Origin of the sequence: Brevibacterium atlanticum, from assembly GCF_011617245.1 — a bacterium.
Classification (GTDB): domain Bacteria; phylum Actinomycetota; class Actinomycetes; order Actinomycetales; family Brevibacteriaceae; genus Brevibacterium; species Brevibacterium atlanticum.
This window is the reverse complement of the sequence record NZ_CP050152.1, coordinates 1,600,865-1,621,101: the sequence shown is the minus strand read 5'-3', so window position 1 is coordinate 1,621,101 and position 20,237 is coordinate 1,600,865. Positions and strand designations below refer to the sequence as shown.

At 66.2% G+C, this 20,237-nt stretch carries 15 protein-coding genes; 5 read left to right on the top strand and 10 right to left on the bottom strand.

Annotated elements, in window-relative coordinates:
- Window positions 1–26 precede the first annotated feature (26 nt).
- A complete protein-coding gene (locus GUY23_RS07110) occupies window positions 27–2,777 on the top strand; it encodes a DNA gyrase/topoisomerase IV subunit A (protein ID WP_166970966.1) in 2,751 nt (916 codons plus the stop codon).
- A gap of 8 nt (window positions 2,778–2,785) precedes the next feature.
- Here the strand turns inward: GUY23_RS07110 and GUY23_RS18590 are convergent, their stop codons facing one another.
- A complete protein-coding gene (locus GUY23_RS18590) occupies window positions 2,786–4,426 on the bottom strand; it encodes an adenylate/guanylate cyclase domain-containing protein (RefSeq protein ID WP_228282779.1) in 1,641 nt (546 codons plus the stop codon).
- Window positions 4,423–5,355, bottom strand: a complete 933-nt coding sequence (locus GUY23_RS07100; protein ID WP_166970964.1) for a biotin--[acetyl-CoA-carboxylase] ligase — start codon at window positions 5,353–5,355, stop codon at window positions 4,423–4,425. The genes GUY23_RS18590 and GUY23_RS07100 overlap by 4 nt, the downstream gene beginning before the upstream one ends.
- A gap of 68 nt (window positions 5,356–5,423) precedes the next feature.
- Here GUY23_RS07100 and GUY23_RS07095 point away from each other — a divergent pair, with 68 nt between their 5' ends.
- A complete protein-coding gene (locus GUY23_RS07095; RefSeq protein WP_166970962.1) occupies window positions 5,424–7,004 on the top strand; it encodes an acyl-CoA carboxylase subunit beta in 1,581 nt (526 codons plus the stop codon).
- Entirely contained in the window at window positions 7,001–7,333 is a 333-nt protein-coding gene (locus GUY23_RS07090) for a hypothetical protein (protein WP_166970960.1), read from the top strand. Before GUY23_RS07095 ends, GUY23_RS07090 begins: the two co-directional genes overlap by 4 nt.
- Window positions 7,334–7,387: 54 nt before the next feature.
- Here GUY23_RS07090 and GUY23_RS07085 read toward each other — a convergent pair whose 3' ends face one another.
- The 4 genes from GUY23_RS07085 to GUY23_RS07070 form a co-directional block, all read right to left on the bottom strand.
- Complete coding sequence (locus tag GUY23_RS07085) at window positions 7,388–9,181, bottom strand: MDR family MFS transporter (RefSeq protein WP_166970958.1); 1,794 nt, start codon at window positions 9,179–9,181, stop codon at window positions 7,388–7,390.
- Entirely contained in the window at window positions 9,178–9,888 is a 711-nt protein-coding gene (locus tag GUY23_RS07080; protein ID WP_166970956.1) for a TetR/AcrR family transcriptional regulator, read from the bottom strand. The genes GUY23_RS07085 and GUY23_RS07080 overlap by 4 nt, the downstream gene beginning before the upstream one ends.
- Before the next feature lie 121 nt (window positions 9,889–10,009).
- A complete protein-coding gene (locus tag GUY23_RS07075) occupies window positions 10,010–10,807 on the bottom strand; it encodes a nitrilase-related carbon-nitrogen hydrolase (RefSeq protein WP_166970954.1) in 798 nt (265 codons plus the stop codon).
- Window positions 10,808–10,946: 139 nt separating this feature from the next.
- A complete protein-coding gene (locus GUY23_RS07070) occupies window positions 10,947–12,143 on the bottom strand; it encodes an MFS transporter (RefSeq protein ID WP_166970952.1) in 1,197 nt (398 codons plus the stop codon).
- A gap of 120 nt (window positions 12,144–12,263) precedes the next feature.
- On the opposite strand from GUY23_RS07070, the gene GUY23_RS07065 reads away from it, so the two are divergent.
- Together GUY23_RS07065 and GUY23_RS07060 are read left to right on the top strand one after the other, a co-directional pair.
- Entirely contained in the window at window positions 12,264–13,934 is a 1,671-nt protein-coding gene (locus GUY23_RS07065) for a DUF885 domain-containing protein (RefSeq protein ID WP_166970950.1), read from the top strand.
- A 12-nt stretch (window positions 13,935–13,946) separates the two neighbouring features.
- Window positions 13,947–14,657 (top strand): GntR family transcriptional regulator, encoded by a 711-nt coding sequence (locus GUY23_RS07060; RefSeq protein WP_166970948.1) that lies wholly within the window; start codon window positions 13,947–13,949, stop codon window positions 14,655–14,657.
- A gap of 3 nt (window positions 14,658–14,660) precedes the next feature.
- Here the strand turns inward: GUY23_RS07060 and GUY23_RS07055 are convergent, their stop codons facing one another.
- From GUY23_RS07055 to GUY23_RS07040, 4 genes are all read right to left on the bottom strand, one after another.
- Complete coding sequence (locus GUY23_RS07055; RefSeq protein WP_228282778.1) at window positions 14,661–15,449, bottom strand: aspartate/glutamate racemase family protein; 789 nt, start codon at window positions 15,447–15,449, stop codon at window positions 14,661–14,663.
- Between the two features lie 70 nt (window positions 15,450–15,519).
- Window positions 15,520–17,043 carry an NCS1 family nucleobase:cation symporter-1 gene (locus GUY23_RS07050; RefSeq protein WP_166970946.1) on the bottom strand — a complete coding sequence of 508 codons (1,524 nt, stop codon included), beginning with the start codon at window positions 17,041–17,043 and terminating at the stop codon, window positions 15,520–15,522.
- Between the two features lie 259 nt (window positions 17,044–17,302).
- Window positions 17,303–18,757, bottom strand: coding sequence for an MFS transporter (locus GUY23_RS07045; RefSeq protein ID WP_166970944.1), 1,455 nt, complete (start codon window positions 18,755–18,757; stop codon window positions 17,303–17,305).
- Between the two features lie 99 nt (window positions 18,758–18,856).
- The gene (locus GUY23_RS07040) at window positions 18,857–20,113 is read right to left on the bottom strand and encodes an MFS transporter (RefSeq protein ID WP_166970942.1); all 1,257 of its coding nucleotides are present in this window, start codon (window positions 20,111–20,113) and stop codon (window positions 18,857–18,859) included.
- Window positions 20,114–20,237: the final 124 nt, after the last annotated feature.

Sequence of the window (20,237 nt, the reverse complement as noted above, 5' to 3'; positions counted from 1 at the left end):
AACAGTTCGTGCGTCAAAGGAGTTCCATGCCCGAAGGCAGAGTCATCGAAGTCGACGTCTCCTCAGAGATGGAGAGTTCGTTCCTCGAATATGCGGTCTCGGTCATCCACTCCCGCGCACTGCCCGATGCCAGGGACGGCCTCAAACCCGTCCAGCGTCGCATCGTCTACCAGATGGGCGATATGGGGCTGCGCCCCGACCGCGGACATGTGAAGTCCTCGCGCATCGTCGGCGATGTCATGGGCAAGCTCCACCCCCACGGCGACACCGCGATCTACGACGCCCTCGTGCGCCTCAGCCAGGGCTTCATCATGCGTGTGCCCCTGGTCGACGGCCACGGCAACTTCGGCTCCCTCGACGACGGTCCTGCGGCCCCGCGCTACACCGAGGCCCGACTGACCACCGCATCGATGCAGATGATCGCCGGGCTCGACGAAGACGTCGTCGACTTCGTGCCGAACTACGACAACACGCTCACTCAGCCCGAGGTCCTGCCCAGCGCCTTCCCGAATCTGCTCATCAACGGCGCCTCGGGCATCGCCGTCGGCATGGCCACGAACATGGCCCCGCACAATCCCGGCGAAGTCATCGCCGCCTGCGCCCACCTCATCCGCAATCCGGACGCCGGACTCTCGGAGCTCATGCGTTTCATCCCCGGCCCGGATCTGCCCACCGGCGGGCGGATCATCGGCCTCGACGGCGTGCGCGAAGCCTATGAGACCGGTCGCGGCACCTTCCGCACCAGAGCCACCGTGTCGATCGAGAACATCAGCGCCCGCCGCAAGGGAATCGTCGTCACCGAGCTGCCCTACCTCGTGGGACCGGAGAAGGTCGTGTCGAAGGTCAAGGACGCGGTCGGGGCGAAGAAGCTGTCCGGAATCGCCTCGATCGATGACTATTCGGATCGCAAGAACGGCATGCGTCTGGTCATCGGGATCAAGAACGGCTTCAACCCCGAGGCGGTGCTGGCCGAGCTCTACCGCCAGACCCCCCTCGAGGAATCGTTCAGCATCAACAACGTCTGCCTCGTCGAGGGGCAACCGCGGACCTTGGGACTGCGCGAGCTGCTCATGGTCTACCTCTCCCATCGCATCGACGTGGTGCGCAGGCGCACGGTCTTCCAGCTGCGCAAGGCCAAGGATCGGCTCCACCTCGTCGAAGGTCTGCTCATCGCGATCCTCGACATCGACGAGGTCATCCAGCTCATCCGCTCCTCCGACGATGCGGCGACGGCCCGCACGCGGCTGATGGACGTCTTCGAGCTCTCCGAGCTGCAGGCGACCTACATCCTCGACCTGCAGCTGCGCAGGCTCACGAAGTTCTCGCGGCTCGAGCTCGAGGCCGAACGGGACGAACTGAAGAAGCGCATCGACTATCTCGAATCCCTGCTCGCCGATGAGGCGAAGCTGCGTGAACTCGTGGCCGCCGAGCTCGAAGCGACCGCCGAGGTCATCGGCTCGCCTCGGCGCACGGTACTCATCGAGGGGTCGATGAAGGAGCTGAGCGCCAAGGGCAAGAAGGCGCCGACGAACCTCAAGATCGCCGACTCCCCCTGTCGGGTGCTGCTCTCGACGTCCGGGCGAATCGCCCGCACCTCTGATGCCGCGCCGCTGGCACGTGAGGGACGCCGTTCGAGCCACGACGCGCTGCGCTCGGAGATCGTGACCACGACGCAGGGCAAGGTCGGCGCCGTGACCACTACCGGTCGGCTGCACATGGTCGATGTCGTCGACCTGCCCGCACTGCCGCCCGCGGCCGCGCGACCGAACGTCGCCGGCGGGGTGAAGATCGCCGAATACGCGGCACTGGAGAAGAACGAGAAGATCCTCGGCCTCATCGACCTCGACCGGGAGTTCGTCCTCGGCACCGCCCAAGGCGTGGTCAAGCGCGTCTCGGTGGCGGGGCGGCCGAACAAGAACGAGTGGGAGGCCATCACCCTCAAGGGCAAGGACGCCGTCATCGGCGTCGCTCAGCCCGAGGACATCGATGACTCCCTGGCCGTGTTCGTCACCTCGAACGCCCAACTGCTCGCCTTCGATGCCGCCGGCCTGCGCGCGCAGGGGTGGAATGCCTCGGGTGTGGCCGGGATCAAGGTCGCTGCCGAGGCGCAGGTGATCTTCTTCGGGATGACGCCGAAGGCGGCGAAGACCGATGAGGACGGCGACGCCGACGCTGGGCTCGGCAGCTTCGCCGTGGTCACCGTCGCCAGCGGTGAGAACTTCTACGGCGCCCCGTCGTCGTCGATCAAGGTCAGCGAGTTCTCCGAGTTCCCGACCAAGGGCAGGGCCACCTCGGGGGTGCGTGCGCACAGATTCCTCAAGGGAGAGTCCGAGCTGTCGCTGGCCTGGGTCGGCGATTCTCCGCAGGCCGCTGCCGCCGGCGGCGGCGCACGCACACTTCCGGCAGAACTGTCGCGACGAGATGGCACGGGTTCGCCTCTCGAGTCGAAGATCGATGTCATCGGCACGCTGCCCCGCCTCGGCGGCGCGGAGGCCGTGGACCACTCAGCCGTGCCAGGGGCCCCGCCGGATGATGCCGGCGCAGCGGGCGGTATCGGCGGAAGCGACGACGGACCGGGAGCACAGACGCCGTCGAAGCGGACGCCTGCAGATACGGGTAAGCGCGGTCAGCAGGGACTGGCGACGAGCTTCGACGGACTCGAGCCCGATCTCGATGAGGCCAAGGACGAGATCGCGCGATCGAAGTTCGACGACGAGGATGCGGTCATCGTCTCCCACGACCATGATGACGGAGACGACGACTCAGCTCTGTTCTGAACCGGGCCTCAGGCCTCGGTGTCGTCGTCGAGGTCGAGGCGCATCCGTGTCGCGGTGCCGCGCTTCATCTCCCCCACCGAGGTCTCTCCCAGCCCGTGCAGCGAGATCGACTGTCGCGGTTCGAAGACGTAGTCGTCGGAGGCCGAGAGCACACGTGCGGTCTCCTCGTCGGTGAAGATCGTGCCCGGCTCGGCGACGGCGGTCAGACGCGCGGCGAGGTTGACGCTCGAGCCGAAGATGTCGCCCAGGCGTGAGAGCACCCGTCCCCACACGAAGCCGACTCGGGCCTGGGGCAGGTCTTCGGCCGCGGTGACGCGTTCCATCAGCGTCATGGCGATCTCGGCTCCGGCCAAGGGCGTGGAGGCGGCGAAGAAGACTTCATCGCCGACGGTCTTGATGACGCGGCCGCCTCCGGTGGCGACGATGTTGTAGGCCATGCCTTGGAACTCCTGGACCATGTCCGCCAGCTGCCGGGGCTCCATCTGCTGGGACAGACGCGTGAAGGAGACGAGGTCGATGAATCCGACCGCGCGGGCCAGCGGCATCGAGGAGTCATACCAGCCCTGCCGGTTGTCCATGGCCAGTCCGTCGGAGACGTTGACGTTGAGACGGCCCATGACGTCGGCGAGGTTGCGTCGCCACGAGTAGGTGAGCATCTTCTGCAGCGGGTCGATCATGTCCTCGACGACCTGCAGGGCGTCGCGCCGGGCCTCCGGGTCGGTCAGTCCCTTCTCCTCGGTGAGGAACTCGACGAGGGTCTCCATCTGCCAGACGACGAGGCGGTCGGTGGTCTGTCCGATCGCGCGGGCCAGAGACAGCGCGGTGGTCTGGTCGATGAGTCCGTCGGCGACGGGCTTCGCCCAGATCCGCAGGGCGTGGGCGTCGCTGACGGTGTAGGCCTTGTCCGTCTCCTTGGCTTGGGACATGCCCAGTGCGCGCCACATCTTGCGCGCCGAGACGGTGGAGATGCCTCCGAGTTTGGCTGCTTCCCGACGGTCGAGGACGCGTTTGCCGTCGAGGAGGATCTCCTCGAGGCGTTCGGCCGCGGTGCGCGTCTCGTAGATCGTGTCGTCGAAGTCGGGGCCATCGTCCTCAGCCGCCTCGGCGTCGTCGGTATCGGTGTTGACGATGGGAATCGCCGAGGTTCGCGGGTCCTCGCGCAGTCCTCCGAAGAAGTCCTCGGCGTCGGGGAAAGAGTCGTCGGTGTCGGTGTCGGCCCCAGAGCCGTCAGACACAGGTTCATCGGGCGCGGGACCGTCGGACGTGGTGCCGTCGGCGACGGTGTCGGATGCAGGATCGTCGGTGACGCTGTCCGACGCCGGGTCATCGGGCGTGAGCATGTCGATGTCCTCGTCGGCGTCGATGATTTCGGCGTCCTCGCTGACGTCGGCGGTTTCGGCGTCCTCGTCGGGTACGGAGGCGTCGAAGACCGCCGAGTGCGAGGGTGCTGCAGAACGGGCCTGTGCTGCCGAGGATGCCTGTGCTGTCGAGTAGGCCTGTGCGGCCGAAGGGACCGCGGTCTGCGCAGCCATCGCCGAGGACGCCTCTGGGCTCACGTCATCGGTGTCGTCCACCTCGGCGATGGCGGATGCGGCGGTGTCGTCCACAGTGGTGCCGTCCTTGCCGGCGGCGTCGTCGATCGGCATCATCGCTCACCTCCGTCGGGACCGGGCCGGACGGTGCTTTGCGTGACGGTGCCGGGTGGGACAGTGCCATGCGGGACGGCACCGGGTGGGACGGAGACGCGACGTAGATGATGGACGTCTCCGGCGCTGACGGATACCCGGTCATCGATGATGAGGTCGGCTCCGGAGTCGAGTCCGGTGGCGGTGCCGATGAGCTCCGAACCGTCGGGCTTCTCCACTCTCACCTGCGTCCCCAGCGTCACCATGTGCTCACGCACCCGGTGGGAGGTGGGGCTGTCCCGGAAATCCGTCTCGCCATATTCCGTCAGCTCTCTGTAGCAGGGAATCAGTGTGCTCAGGATGGAGACTAGCAATGCTTCATGATCAATCTCTGAACCGTCCACATCGGTCTCGATGGCCAGCGAGCTCGCGTCGGCCCGAGGCAGGTCATCCGGCTCCAGCCTGGTGTTCAGTCCCATCCCCAGGACGATCTGCGGCCCCTGAGGCAGCGGTTCGACACGTGCGAGGATCCCGCACAGCTTCTTCCCATCGGTGGTGAGGACATCGTTGGGCCACTTGGTCACGGCGGGCACCCCCGCCTCGGCGACGGCGGAGCGCACGGCCTCACCGGCGATGAGCGGGATCCACCCCCAGCGCGAGAATCCGGGCGGCGGGGTGAGCAGGATCGACCAGGTCAGGGAGCGTCGGATGGGGACCGTCCAGGCCCGGCCCAGCCGGCCGTGACCGGAGCTCTGGAAATCAGTGCCGCGGATGGTGAACTCAGCCGGGGTCCCGCCGCCGGCGACCTGCTCGCGGACCAGCGAAGCCAATTCGTCGTTCGTAGACGAGCAGGTATCGTCCCAGATCAGACGCGGGATCGAAATTCCGCGGTCCGCAGCTGCGCGGATCACCGAGGTCGAATCGACGAGCAGAGGATTGTGTTGGCTGTTCACCAGTCTACTCTAGATTCTTTTGGTGAGAGTGCACAATGAAACGCTCACGCGTCGTTATTGTGGGAGGTATGACGGATACTCCACGGACTACAGCCGAGCGCATCGACGCTTTCACCGAGCGCCGGGACGCGGCCCACACCGGCAACCAGCGCTCGGTGGACAATCAGCACAACCGCGGCAAGCAGACCGCCCGTGAACGCATCGATGCTCTCCTCGACGCCGACTCCTTCCAGGAGATCGACGAGTTCGCCCGCCACCACAACCACCAGTTCGGAATGGAGAACAACCGCCCCGACGGTGACGGAGTGGTCTGCGGTCTGGGCACGATCGAAGGCAAGACCGTCGCCGTCTTCGCTCACGACTTCACCGTCCTCGGCGGATCCCTGGCCGAGGCGAACGGTCGCAAGATCGTCAAGGTCCAGAAGCTCGCACTCAAGCTCGGCTGCCCGATCATCGGCATCAACGACTCCGGCGGCGCCCGCATCCAGGAAGGCGTGGGATCGATCGCACTGTTCGCCGAGATCTTCCGCCTCAACGTCGCCTCCTCCGGCGTGATCCCGCAGATCTCGCTGATCATGGGACCCTCGGCCGGCGGTGCGGTCTACTCCCCTGCGCTGACCGACGTCACGATCATGGTCGACCAGATCAGCCACATGTACATCACCGGCCCCGACGTCATCAAGACCGTCACCGGCGAAACCGTCGGGCATGAGGAACTCGGCGGCGGACGGACGAACAACACGGTCTCCGGCAACGCCCACTACCTCGCCAGCGACGAGGAGGACGCGGTCAACTATGTGCGCGACCTGCTCTCCTTCCTGCCCCAGAACAACCTCGACCCGGCCGACGCCGACGAATTCGAATCCGATCTGTCGCTGAGCCCGGAGGACGAGGCGCTGGACACACTCATGCCGGACTCGCCCTCACAGCCCTACGACATCCTCGACGTCGTCACCACGATCCTCGACGACGGTGAGTTCCTGCAGGTCTCCGAGCTCTTCGCGCCGAACGTCGTCACCGGTTTCGGCCGTGTCGAAGGGGTGAGCGTCGGAGTCATCGCCAACCAGCCGATGCAGCTGGCCGGCACACTCGACATCGACGCCTCGGAGAAGGCGGCTCGCTTCGTCCGCCTCTGCGATGCCTTCAACATCCCGATCCTCACCTTCGTCGACGTGCCCGGCTTCCTCCCCGGAACCGACCAGGAGTACGGCGGCATCATCCGCCGCGGGGCGAAGCTCATCTACGCCTACGGGGAAGCGACCGTCCCGCTGGTCACGCTCATCACCCGCAAGGCCTACGGCGGCGCGTACTGTGTGATGGGCTCGAAGCAGCTCGGCGCGGACATCAACCTCGCCTGGCCGAGCGCGCAGATCGCGGTGATGGGAGCCCAGGGCGCGGCGAACATCGTCTACCGTCGCACACTCAAGGCCGCTGAGGAGGCCGGCGAGGATGTCGAAGCCAAGCGCAGCGAGCTCATCCAGGACTACGAGGATGCTCTGCTCAACCCGTACCTCGCGGCCGAAGAGGGCTACATCGACGCGGTCATCAAGCCCAGCGAGTCCCGCAACCGGATCGTCCGCGCTCTGCGTGCCCTGAAGAACAAGCACGTTGACGCGCCCGCGCGCAAGCACGGTAACATCCCCCTATGAGCGAGGAAGCGCAGACCGGCACCGAGGCGGACGCGCCCACAGGCACGGATCCCGAGCCCGTTGATGACGCACTGAGAGTGCCCTCCGTCGAGGGACGGTCCCAGGTGCACTCCGATGACGGCGAGCCGATCAGCGATGAGATGGCCAGTGCCGCCGCGGTGGCCGCCGTCGTCGCGATCCGGCAGGTCGCGATCGCGTATGCCGCGCAGCAGGCCGCTGCCTCGGACGCGTCCGAGACCCGCAAAGGCGACAGGGCCGGCTTCCGAGCACCTCGCCGCAACGTGCGCAGACGACTCCCTCAGACCTGGGATCAGCACCTGGGTCGCTGAGGCACTCACTGGTGCCATCGTGTTGCCGCTGTCGGGTATCCCCTCGGGGACCGATCACTTCAGCCGGTACTGTTCCTTGGTCGGATCGAGCCACAGACCCTTCGCCTGCGCGGTCGTACCGGTGCCGCTGACCTCGGACGTGCTGACTTCGGCACGGTGGATCGTGGCTGTATCGGTACCGAGGTCCGGCTGTGCTCCCTCGGCCACGGAGATCGTGGACAGGCGCGGCTCGCCCGGGGCCGCCTCGGCCTCGGCGGCGTGCCCGCCCATGTCCTCTCCGTAGACGGCTTCACCGCGGGCCACCATGCCGGCGACGTCGGAGAGCTTGAGCTGCGGGAGGAACCAGGCGAGGACGAAGGCGACGAGGAAGACCGGGACCATGTACCAGAACGACGGTGCCAGGGCATCGGCGTAGGCCCCCACCACGAGGTCGTGGATCGGACCCGGCAGGTCCGCCACCGATTCGGGCGTGAGCGAATCGGTCGACGGCGCTCCGGCGGCGGCATTCGCCGCGTCCGAGGGCAGACCGTGCATCGCCTCGGCGATCTTGTCCGACAGGCGCGTGGTGAAGATCGACCCGAACAGGGCGGTGCCGACCGAAGCGCCGATCTCGCGGAAGTAGTTGTTCGTCGAGGTGGCCGTGCCGACGAGCTTCGGATCCACCGAGTTCTGGATGACGAGGACGATGATCTGCATGACCAGGCCGAGACCGAAGCCCATCGTGAAGATCATGGTGCCGATGAGGACCATCGAGGTGTCCGCGGTCATCGTCGTCATCCACGCCAGCGCGGAACCGGCGATGAGGGTGCCAGCGAGCGGGTAGATCTTGTACTTGCCCGTCTTCGACACGATGATGCCCGAGACGATAGAGGTGAGCATGACACCGGCCATCATCGGCAGCATGAGCAGCCCCGATCCGGTGACGTCGGTGCCCCCGGCCATCTGCAGGAAGGTCGGCAGGAACGCCATCGCGGAGAACATGCCCAGCCCCAGCAGCAGGCCGATGGTCGTCGAGAGGACGAACGTCGGATTGCGGAACAGGTGGATCGGGATGATCGGGTTCGACACCTTGGACTCGGCGAAGACGAAGAGCACACCTGCGACGATGGTGCCGATGATGAGGCTGATGATCGTCGGTGAGTTCCAGTCGTAGTCGTGGCCGCCCCAGCTGGTGACGAGGATGAGCTGCGAGGTCGTAGCGACCATGAGGACGATGCCGAGGACGTCGACCTTCTGATCCGAGCGATGGCTCGGCAGCCTGAGCGCGAAGAGCGCGATGAGGAAGGCGATGATGCCGATCGGCACGTTGATCCAGAAGCACCAGCGCCAGTCCATGTGCTGGGTGAAGAACCCGCCGAGGACGGGTCCGAGCACGCTCGAGATCGCGAACAGGCCGCCGAGCGGACCCATGTACTTTCCGCGTTCGCTGGCGGGGATGATGTCGGCGATGATCGCCTGGGACAGGATCATGAGTCCGCCGCCGCCGAGACCCTGGAAGCCGCGCCAGGCGATGAGCTCCCAGAAGTTCTGCGCCATGCCCGAGCCGAACGAGCCGACGACGAAGATCGCGATAGCGACGAGGAAGATGATCTTCCGGCCCCACATATCGCCGAACTTGCCGTAGAGGGGCATGACGATGGTCATCGCCAGCAGATAGATCGTGACCAGCCATGCCTGGTGCTCGACGCCGTCGAGTTCGCCGACGATCGTCGGCATCGCCGTGGACACGATCGTCTGATCGAGGGTCGCGAGGAACATCGCGGCCATGAGCGCGGAGAAGATGAGGATGATCGTCCGTTTCGTGAGGACGATCGGGGCCTTTTCGGCCGTCGGTGGTGCAGCACTCATGCTGATTCCTCCTTGAAGATTGCACGCAGTTCGTCGAAGAGCTCCGCGATGATGGGGTTCGGATCCCCTTCCGCTCGGCGCAGCCGGGTGAAGGTCGCTTTGAGCGCTATCATCGCCAGCGCCGCCACGGCTTCGGCCCGTGTGGACACCGGATCCTCGTCCTGCTCTTCCGAGCGGGGCGACGTGGCGGCGTCGTAGGGTGGCACCGGCGCCGAGGCGGTCCGCGGGCGGCCGTCGAGACGACGTTGGATGATCTGGCGGAAGAGCCGTTCGTTGTTGCCCATCCGCGCCATCTGCATCTGCAGCAGAGAGGGATCCTGTTTGAGCATGAGGTGGTACTGGTGCATCTCCTCACGCTTGCTCATCCGGGTGGCGACGATGAAACCGAGGAGGTGTTCGAGGTCGGCGATGAGGCTGCCGTGGGGGCCTCCGGCTTCGAATTCCTCGATGGCCGGCTGGTCCTCTTCGTCGAACACGGTGTCGGCGCGCCCGAGGAGGGCTTCTTCCTTCGACGAGTAGTAGTTGAAGAACGTCCGCCTCGAGACGCCGCAGCGTTCGCAGATGTCTTCGACGGTGACGTTGTGGTAGCCCTTCTCCAGGGCGAGATCGACCGCGGCGCGGCGCAGGGCCTGACCGCGTTCGCGCTTCTTGCGTTCGCGCAGCCCCTCTGCCGGAGCCGGGGTCGCGCTGCTTGAACTGGAAGTCATGACCCCATTGTTGCACTCAGTGCATTTTTTCCTCAAGTGCAATTATTGTGTGATCGGACACAGCCCTCCGGGGACACAGGCGTGCGAGGCCTGTCGATCACGGGAAACGTTCCCGCGCGGCTCAGTAGCCGAGCTTGGCGTTGGCGAGGACAGGCACCGCCTCGGCGGCCTTGTCCGCGCCCGCCAGGTCGAGGTCGACGATCTCGAGGCGCTCAGCGCCGTCGAGTGAGGTCAGCACCGCGCCGAAGGGATCGGAGACGAGGCTGTGGCCGACTCCGGTCGGGCCTTTCTTCGGCACATCGACCCCGGAGTCCTCGGGATCGGCCTGACCGAGAGCCGCGACGAACATATTCGAATCCAGTGCCCTGGCTCGGGCGAGGAGCTCCCACTGCTCGACCTTTCCGGGGCCTGCTCCCCATGAGGCGGCCACGACGGCCAGCCGCGCTCCGCGTCGGCTGAGCTCGGCGAAGAGTTTGGGGAAGCGGATGTCGTAGCACAGGGCCAGTCCGATGTCCTCACCGTCGATGGTGAGGACCGCGGGTTCCTCTCCGGCTTCGACGGTGTCCGACTCCTTGAAGCCGAAGGCGTCGTAGAGGTGGATCTTCGCGTAGTCGCTGCGTTCGCCGGTCGGCGTGTAGACGGCGAGTAAGTTGATGACCTTGTCCGCGGTGGTGGCGAATTCGCCGACGATGACGGTGATGCCGAGCTCGGCGGCCAGCTCGGTGACTGCACTCCGCCAGGTCTCGGCATTGTCCTCGGCGATCGCCCGCAGCCCGGAACCGAAGGCGGACATCGTCGCCTCGGGGAAGACGATGAAAGCCGCCCCCGCCTCGGCGGCCGAGCGTGCATAGCTGCGGACCTTCTCGAGGTTGTCGGTCACCGAGGTGGTCGAGTTGATCTGGGCGAGCGCGAACTTCATCCTCATCCTCCGGTCAGCGGCAATACCACCTCAAGGCTATCGCCATCCCACTCCCCACAAAACCTCCATTTGCTACCTGACGGCGGCCCAGCAACCCCGCGCGGGGTTGCTGGGCCGCCGTCAGGTAGCAAATGGAGGTTCAGGCGACGATCTCTCGTCCGGGACGGCCGCCTCGGCGATGTCCGTGCACCCAGATGTAGACGCCGATGGCGACGACGACGAGCCCCGCGCAGACGAGGAACATGCCGTTTCCTCCGGTCATCGGGTAGAGGAAGCCGAGGACGACGGGGCCGATGCCCGAGCCGGCGTCGAGGAGGAGGAAGAACGAGGCGGTGGCGACGGGGACGCGGTTCATCGGCACCGATTTGACCGTGATCGCCTGCATGCAGGGCATGAGGGAGCCGAAGCCGAGGCCGATGAGCACTCCGGCCAGGATGATTCCGCTCATCGTCGGCCACATGGCCAGCAGGATGTTCCCGGCGATGTCGCAGACGAAGACGGGGAAGATCACCGCATTGTCTCCGAAGACGTCCTGCAGCCGACCGACGAAGAGACGCGCCACCAGTGAGGCGGCGGCGAAGGCGACGAAGAACAAGGAGGCCGCGGGTGCGGCCCCGTGTTCGGCGGCGTAGCCGGCGAGGAAGACCAACGCTGCGGCGTAGGCCGTGCCGGCCAGCAGCATGACCGAGCCGATCCGCAGCCCGTCGCGATCGACCAGCGTGCCGAGCTTGAGGTGCCATTTGGTGCGCCGCTGATAGTCGCTGAGCTCCTGGACGGGCAGCCGGATGAGCAGGCAGCACGCGAGTGCGATGACGGACATGATCGCCGAGGCGACGAAGAGCATCGCGAAGTCGAACTGGCGGGGGATGATGACACCGAGGTAGGGGCCCAGCGCCGTCGACAGGGTCGTCGCCGTGCCGAAGTATCCGGTCCCCTCGCCGCGACGGGAGGAGGGGATGATGCTCTGGATCGCGGTCATGATCGCCGTGTTCCCGGCTCCGAAGGCGATGCCGTGGACGATGCGCAGTCCGAGCAGAACAGGCAGGTCATCGGCGACCAGATACGCCAGCGAGGCGAGGACGGAGGCCGCCATGGTGATGACGAGGAGTCGGCGACGTCCGATGAAGTCGAGATATTTTCCGGTCAGCACGCGGGCGACGACGGCACCGAGGACGAACGACGAGGACGCGAATCCTGCGGCGGCCTCCCCTGCGGCGAAACGCGCAGCCGCATACCCGGCCATGGACGTCATCAGGAGGTAGAACACCATCGACATCGACAGGTTGAGCCCGATCCCGACGATGAAGTCCTTCGTCCACAGCTTCGCTCGTGCCACGGTAGATCGGTCTCTCTTTCTGTCGTCAGTCGTCGAACACTGACACATTAGCGGGTTCGGTGAGAAGAAGATGCAGGTGTCCGGGCCGAACGTGACGCAGCTCGCGATAGGGTGGGATCCATGACCCAGAAGAGAACCCCCTCACCTGTCGACGCCGTCGCCGAAGACTACGTCGACCGCTCACTCGCTCTCTCTCCCTCCCTCGCCCTCTACCTCGGACTCGACGGTGCGAAGGGATTCGACGACTTCTCCCCCGCCGGACTGGCCGCAGCCAATGACCTCACCGTCGAGACGCTGGCGAAGCTCGATGAGGTGGAGGCGACGAACGAACTCGACGAGGTCGACCGTGTCACGGTCGATGCGATGCGCGACCGCCTCGGCGTCGACCGGGATCACTTCGAGACCGGGAACCGGCACGCGAGCCTCAACGTCATCGCCTCGCCGGTCCAAGACATCCGCGATGCCTTCGACCTCATGCCCACAGCGACGACCGAGGACTGGGAGCAGATCGCGACGACTCTGTCCGCCGTGCCCGCCTCCATCGCCGGGTACCAGGAGTCTCTCGGTCTCGCGGCCGAACAGGGCCGGGTCTCCGCGCGGATCCAGGTCGAGAAGGTCATCGAACAGGCGCGTGCCCTCGCCCGGCCGGGCAGCAATTTCGACGCCCTCATCGCCGGGGCGGCCGCAGTCCCGGAGACCCTGCAGTCCACCCTGAATGACGGCGCCGAGGCGGCTCGGGCCTCCTTCGGTGAGCTCGCTGACTTCCTCGGCGAGACGCTGCTGCCGCAGGCACCGGAGAACGAAGCGTGCGGACGCGACGCCTACGCGCTGCACTCCCGCGACTTCCTCGGCGCCGAGGTCGACTTCGACGAGACCTACTCCTGGGGACTCGAGGAACTCGCCCGCATCGACGCCGAACAGCGCACCGTGGCCGAGAAGATCGCTCCGGGCGCCGATCTCTTCGAGGTCATGGACATGCTCAATAGGGATCCCGAGCGGACCCTGCACGGTGCGGAGGCGCTGCGCGAATGGATGCAGCAGGTCGCCGACGAGGCGATCACCGAACTCGGGAAGTCCCACTTCGACATTCCCGAGCCGGTGCGCACCATCGAGTGCATGATCGCCCCCTCGGCGACCGGCGGTATCTACTACACCGGCCCTACCGACGATTTCTCCCGTCCGGGCCGGATGTGGTGGTCGGTGCCTGAGGGCGTCACGGAGTTCGCCACCTGGCAGGAGAAGACGACCGTCTACCACGAGGGCGTGCCGGGCCACCACCTGCAGGTCGGTCAGGCCACCTATGTCTCCGACACTCTCAACCGCTGGCGACGACTGATGTGCTGGGTCTCCGGTCACGGTGAGGGCTGGGCTCTCTACGCGGAGAAGCTCATGGCCGACCTCGGCTTCCTAGACGAACCGGGCGACTACCTCGGCATGCTGGACTCACAGAGGCTGCGCGCCGCCCGCGTCGTCCTCGACATCGGTTTCCACCTCGGACTCGAGGCTCCGACCAGCCTCGGCGGCGGAATCTGGAACCGTGAGAAGGCCTGGCAGTTCCTCACCGACAACGTCGCGATGGACCGCTCATTCCTCGCCTTCGAACTCGACCGCTACCTCGGTTGGCCCGGCCAGGCGCCGAGTTACAAGATCGGGCAGCGCCTGTGGGAGCAGTTCCGTGACGAGGCTGCCGCCGAGGCGGGTGCCGACTTCGATCTCAAGGCCTTCCACACGAAGGCGCTGGGACTCGGCTCCGTCGGCCTCGACGTGCTCGGCCGCGCGATGCGCCGCTGAGGAGGTGCCCCGATGAACAGCGCAACGCCGCGCTCCGAGACGGTGCGAGTCACCGATATCCTGCGCAACCAGATCATCGACGGCATCCGCCTGCCGGGAGAGCGACTCGTCGAACGCAACCTCGCCGACGAGCTCGGCGTCTCCCGCGTACCGATCCGTGAGGCCCTCAAACAGCTGGCCTCGGAGGGCCTGGTGACGACGCGACCGAACACCTGGTCGACCGTGCGCGAGTTCTCCCCCAGCGACATCGCCGACCTCAACGAAGTGCGCGCAGTCTTCGACGTGCTCATCTTCGAACTCGCCGCACAGCGCCACACGCGGGAAGGCCTCGCCCGTCTCGAATCAGCGATGCGCAGGGGCCGGGAGCTGTCGCAGAACGGTGATGTCGTCGGCGCTCATCGCAGTGCCGCGGAGTTCCACGCCATCGTCACCGAGCTCACCGGCAATGAGCTGCTCGGGGAGATCGGTGCCCTCCTCGACTCCCGGATGCGCTGGCAGCTGAGCCAGCATGACGACCTCGACGTCGTCGCGACCGAGCATGCCGAACTCTTCGACGCCATCGCCCGGCGCGACCAGACGAAGGCCGGGGAACTCGCCGGCCGACACCTGGGCACCAGCCAGGACCAGCATGACAAACACACCGAGCGCCTGGCTCGGGCCATCGAGGAGAAACGGTCAGAGCCGGAGGACTCCCCCGAACAGGACTCACCCGAGGGGGAGTGAGCCTCAGTCCCCGACGACGACGTCCGAGGCGTCCCCCACGTCGCCTCCCGCACTGCCTGCCAGGCCGCCGACGCCGGGGAATGGCCATCCGCTCACCTGCTTCGGCCGGGCGGGGGCATAGGTCCTCACCTTCGATGTCCGAAGATCCAGTCCGACGAGGGATTCGGCGAGCCTGACCGCAGCCGTGACGCCGTCGACGACGGGGACCTCGCACCGCTCGGTGATCGTCCGGCCGAGATCGGCCATTCCGCCGCACCCGAGAACGATGACCTCGGCACGGTCACGGTCGACCGCCTCGGCGGCCTGGTCGGCGATCGCGGCGACGGCACGATCCGGGCTCTCTTCGAGCTCGAGGACCGCCATACCCGACGCTCGCACGGAAGCGCAGTGAGCGTCGAGTCCGGACAGGCGCAGGCGGTCCTCGATGAGCGGGACGGTGCGATCGAGCGTGGTGACCACCGAGTACCGGCGGCCGAGGAACATCGCCAGCGCGGCACCCGCCTCGGTGATGTCGACGACGGGGACGTCGAGGAGCTCCTGCAGAGCCTCCCGCCCGTGCTCGCCGTAGCCGGCCTGGATCACGGCGTCGTAGTCGCCCTCGTAGTTGAGCACGGCATCCATGACGCCGATGGCTGCGAGGTGGCTCTCGACGTTGCCTTCACAGGACTCGGCACCGAACCTCGGGGTGAGTCCGATGATCTCGGTGTCCGGCGAGGCGGCCGTGCGCGCGGCTCGGGCGATGCCCTCGGTCATCGACTCCGTCGTGTTCACGTTGACGACGAGTATTCTCACTGGTGGCTCCATCAAGGTCGGCGGGTGGTGTGGCGGGATTGCGGAGGGATCGGTCAGTGGCGCGGTGGGATCAGTGGGTGGTCGGGACAGCGATCTCCTCACCGTCGACCTCACGGAAGGTGAAGTCCCGGCGGGCGATGACGAAGTAGATGATCGCAGACAGGGCTGCTCCGGAGAACCACGAGAACTCGGAGAGTCCGGCGAAGGTCGGGACCAGTGCGAACACGAGGGAGATCGCGGAGGCGGGGATGAACGCTCCGATCGCCCTCCAGTTCACACCGTGGTGGTAGAAGTATTCGCCGTCGCCGGCCTCGGTGTAGAGCTGGGGAACGTTGACCTTGGTCTTCCGCACCACCCAGTAGTCGACCATGATGATGCCGAACAGGGGTCCGAGCAGAGCGCCGAGCCCGCCGAGGAAGTAGACGATGACGACGGGTGAGTCGTAGAGGTTCCACGGCAGGATGACGAAGCCGATGATCGCCGAGACGATCGCCGCCGAACGGAAGTTGAGGTGGCGGGGGAAGAGGTTGGTCAGGGCGTAGGTCGGAGCGACGAAATTCGCCATGAGGTTGACCGCGATCGTGAGGATGAGCAGGGACAGGGAGGCCAGGGCCAGCAGGATCGGACTGCCGATGGTCTGCACGATGTCGGCAGGCGAGGTGATGACGGTGCCGTCGAGTTCGTACTGGGCTCCGGCCAGGGAGATGACGACGAGGCCGAAGACGAGCATGTTGATGGGGATCCCCCAGAAGTTGCCGACGACGATCGACCCCTTCTTCTTCGCCGCCCGGGTGAAGTCGGAGAAGTTGAGGACGAAGGTGCCGTAGATCGAGACCCACAGAGCACCGCCGCCGAGGATGTGCATCCACATGGGCCATCCGGACAGGGCGCCGTCCCTGGACCAGGAGATCGAGAAGTCCACCCGGGACAGCATCCACACGGCGAGGGCGAGGAAGGTGACGAGGATGATGGGGCCGGCGATCGCCTCGTACCTGCGGATCATCTCCATGCCGTAGCTGACGATGATGACCTGGACGATCCAGAGCAGAGTGAAGGAGAACCAGCCGAGTCCGGACAGGCCGAGGAATTCCGTGTCTGCCCAAGTCTGAAGGCCGGGGATGAGAGTGAGGAGGAGGACATTGAGAACGCTCGAGGCCAGGTACGTCTGAATGCCGAACCAGGCGATCGCGACGATCCCCCGCACCGAGGCGGCCAGCTGGGCACCGTGGATGCCGAAGGCGATGCGGCTCATCACCGGGTAGGGAACCCCGGTCTTGTGTCCCATGAATCCCGAGAGGGTGAGGAGGAAGAAGAGCAGGGCGGCGCCGACGAGGAGGGCGACGAGGATCTGCCAGGCGCCGAGGCCGAGCGCGAAGAGGCCGAGGGCGAAGCCGTAGTTGCCCAGGGAGTGCACGTCATTGGCCCACAGGGTGAACACGCTGTACGCGGTCCAGCTGCGTCCTTCCTTCTTGCTCGGAGCGAGGTCGGCATTGTAGAAGCGCGGACTGATCCGGTGTGCGGCCAACTGGTCCGGGCTCGGGCCCAGCCGCGACGGCACGGACTCCTCCGCGGTCTCGTTCTCGGTCTTCCTCATGCGGCTCACAGCTCCTGCGTGACGAGCACATCGCCGGGATACCAAATAAGGGATCCGGGCGCTGCGACGGCGAAATCCTGTCGCCTCAGAGTAACGCGGGTCACACTTGCGCCGCAAGACCAATGCACCGGAAGAGCACACGTCATTCGCGGTCTCACACGGTCAGGCCCACGAGATACGGCACCTCGGGACCGCCTCGGCGATCATCGACCTGCACTCGGCAGTAATGGTATTCCATCTCTACCGAGCGCCCACGGAGTCATTCTTCGCGTTCGACGTCCTTGGCCGTCGGATCCCACGCCACGATGCCTACCGCGATGGCTCCGGCCAGCGGCGCACAAGCGACGATCCAGAACACGCCGGTGCCGAGTGAGGCCGCGAGGATCGGGAACATGATGAGCGAGACGATCGAGAAGGCTCGGAGCACCGATTGGTTGAAGCCGATGCCGATGCCGCGCAGCCTCGTCGGATAGGACAGGGTCGCGTAGTTCATGAGGTTGGCACCCGGTCCGCCTGCCTGAGCGAAGACGAAGGCGGCGAGCATCGCCACCGAGACGAGGACGAGTGCCCCGTTCGGGATGCCGACGATGGCGAGGAGGCCAAGGGCGAGCGCCTGGATGACGAAGCCGATGAAAGTGATCTTGCGGGTGCCGAAGCGGTTGACGATCGACATGCCGAGGAGACCTCCGAGAGCACCGAAGCCCAGATTGATGATGAGCGAGGAGACGATCGTGATCAGCGGAGTCTGGTGGAAGAGGGTGGTGATGATGAGCGGCGTTCCATAGGCCACGGCGTTGTAGCCGAAGGTCGAGAAGACGGAGACGCAGAGCGCGACGATGGTGCGCACGCGGTATTTCGGGGAGAAGAGCTCGGCGAACCCTCGCCACCGTCCGGCCGCGGGCTTGCCGGTCTCCCCGGCCGGTTCCTCTGACTCACCGCTCGCCGCTTCGGGGGCGAGTGTGACGTCGAGGTTGTGGTGGGAGCGCATGACGTCGACGGCCGCACGCAGGTCGCCCTGGTTGGCCAGCCATTCCGGGGACTCGGCGAGGTAGCGGCGGCGCACGAGGAGCACGACGAGGGCGGGCACGGCGCCGAAGCCGACGACGATGCGCCAGAGGATCGCGTGCTGGTCATACGGCAGAGTCACGAAGATGATGAGGACGATGAGGTAGCCGACGCCGGTGGCGATGTACCAGGCAGGCGACCACGAGTTCACGCGCTGTGAGCGGTTGCCCTTGCCCTTGAGCTTCGAGAATTCGGCGAGGAAGGCCATCGCCACGGGCAGATCGAGGCCGACGCCGATGCCCATGACGAAGCGGAAGGCGATGAGCACCCATTCGTTGGGAGCCAGGGCGCAGCCGATGGCCGCGATGACGAAGAAGACCATATCGGCCATGAACAGCCGGTAGCGGCCGAAACGGTCGACGAGGTAGCCGCCGAAGAGGGCACCGATGACCGCACCGATCATGATCGATGCGTTGACAAGGCCGGTCATGAACCCCGAAAGCCCGAACTGCTCCTGGATTGCGGTGATGCCGAAGGCCAGCGAGGAGAAGTCGTAGGCGTCCATGAAGATTCCGCCGAGGGCGAGGATGATCACCGCCTTCGTCTTCGTTCCCTGTGAGCCGAATTCGGCGAGGACCGAGTGGATGTCGGATGCGGTGGAGATGATGCGTGTGGTCGCCTGGTTCGCGGCGGTGTCTGAATTGCTCACAAGCGTCGATTATGACGGCGTGTGTCATGCTCTCCCGGCTCTGCTGTCACAGAGCGTCACGCATGTGCGCGGCCTCACAGAGACTGCAGGAGGGTCGGTTCAGGTGAGTTCGGCCCCACGTTTCTCCGGCAGCAGGAACATCGCGAGGAACTGGATGACGTAGATGGCGGGCAGCAGTGCCAGGGCGAAGCCGAAGCCCAGGGATCCGGCCAGCAGGGCGATGACGACGGGGGCCAGGCCGCCGATGGCGCGGCCGACATTGAAGATGACGTTCTGTGCGGTGGCTCTGACCTCGGTCGGGTACATTTCGGCGAGTAGGGCTCCGTGTCCGCCGATCATGCCGTTGGCGAAGGCGCCCATGAAGAAGCCGCCTGCCAGCAGCGCGCTCGGATCACTCATCTGGGAGTAGACGAGGATGGAGACGATGGCTCCCACCTGGAAGATCCAGAAGGCCGGACGTCGGCCGAGGCGGTCGGCGAGCTGTCCGAAGACGAGGATTCCGGTGAGCATGCCCAAGACCGTCACTGCCGTCCACAGGGATCCCTTCGTCACGCCGAGCCCCATCTGCCCGGAGAGGTAGTTCGGCAGCCAGGTGATGATGCCGAAGTAGCCGAAGTTCTGCACGCTGGTGAGGATGGTCAGCGCCACCGTGGTTCGCACCGTGGTCCGGTCCTTGATCAGCGCCCCGAGCTTCGCGCCGAAGTGCCCAGTCGCCGCACCGGACTCATCGTCTCTGCCGGTCTGAGCGCGGACGAAGGTCTCGGGTTCGGAGACTCCGCGGCGGACGACGAAGGCGAAGACAGCGGGGAACAGACCGATGAGGAACAGCGCCCGCCAACCCCAGAGGGCGATGACCGGGGCCGAGACCATGGCCGCGGCGAAGACGCCGAGTTGGAAACCCACCCCCACCCACGAGGTGGCCCGCGCCCGCTGGTCGGCACGGACCGCCTCGGCGGCCAGCGCCATGCCGATGCCGAATTCTCCGCCGATGCCGATGCCGGCGATGAACCGATAGGCCGCGAGGTCCCAATATCCCTGGGCGAGTGCGGAGAGTCCGGTGAACACAGCGAAGAGGAGCACCGTCCACGTCAGCACGCGGACTCGGCCGAAGCGGTCGGCCAGTGCGCCGAAGACGATGCCGCCGAGCACGGCACCGAACAGGGTGATCGTCGACAGCGAACCGGCCCGGACGTCGCTGAGACCGAAGGTGGCGATGATGCCCGAGAGGGCGAAGCTGAGGACGAGGAGGTCGAAGCCGTCGAGTCCGTAGCCGATGGCGGCGGCGAAGAGCGCCTTGCGCCGGTAGCCGCGCTCTGCGTCGGACTCGGTGGTGGTCAGCGGCGTCGAAGCACTCATACACGGTCTCTGTTCGGTCGACGGATCGGGAAACGGCCGCAGACCATTATGCCCGAGGCGGGGCAGGCGGGGTCAGCTCCCCCGCCGCCGGACGGCCGCCTCGGCGACATGGACTGCGTCGGTG

Coding starts and splice junctions, on each gene's coding strand:
- GUY23_RS07050 (WP_166970946.1), bottom strand. CDS start 17,043: ATGAGGAAGACCGAGAACGAGACCGCGGAGGAGTCCGTGCCGTCGCGG.
- GUY23_RS07095 (WP_166970962.1), top strand. CDS start 5,424: ATGACGGATACTCCACGGACTACAGCCGAGCGCATCGACGCTTTCACC.
- GUY23_RS18590 (WP_228282779.1), bottom strand. CDS start 4,426: ATGATGCCGATCGACGACGCCGCCGGCAAGGACGGCACCACTGTGGAC.
- GUY23_RS07075 (WP_166970954.1), bottom strand. CDS start 10,807: ATGAAGTTCGCGCTCGCCCAGATCAACTCGACCACCTCGGTGACCGAC.
- GUY23_RS07080 (WP_166970956.1), bottom strand. CDS start 9,888: ATGACTTCCAGTTCAAGCAGCGCGACCCCGGCTCCGGCAGAGGGGCTG.
- GUY23_RS07110 (WP_166970966.1), top strand. CDS start 27: ATGCCCGAAGGCAGAGTCATCGAAGTCGACGTCTCCTCAGAGATGGAG.
- GUY23_RS07040 (WP_166970942.1), bottom strand. CDS start 20,113: ATGAGTGCTTCGACGCCGCTGACCACCACCGAGTCCGACGCAGAGCGC.
- GUY23_RS07090 (WP_166970960.1), top strand. CDS start 7,001: ATGAGCGAGGAAGCGCAGACCGGCACCGAGGCGGACGCGCCCACAGGC.
- GUY23_RS07060 (WP_166970948.1), top strand. CDS start 13,947: ATGAACAGCGCAACGCCGCGCTCCGAGACGGTGCGAGTCACCGATATC.
- GUY23_RS07065 (WP_166970950.1), top strand. CDS start 12,264: ATGACCCAGAAGAGAACCCCCTCACCTGTCGACGCCGTCGCCGAAGAC.
- GUY23_RS07085 (WP_166970958.1), bottom strand. CDS start 9,181: ATGAGTGCTGCACCACCGACGGCCGAAAAGGCCCCGATCGTCCTCACG.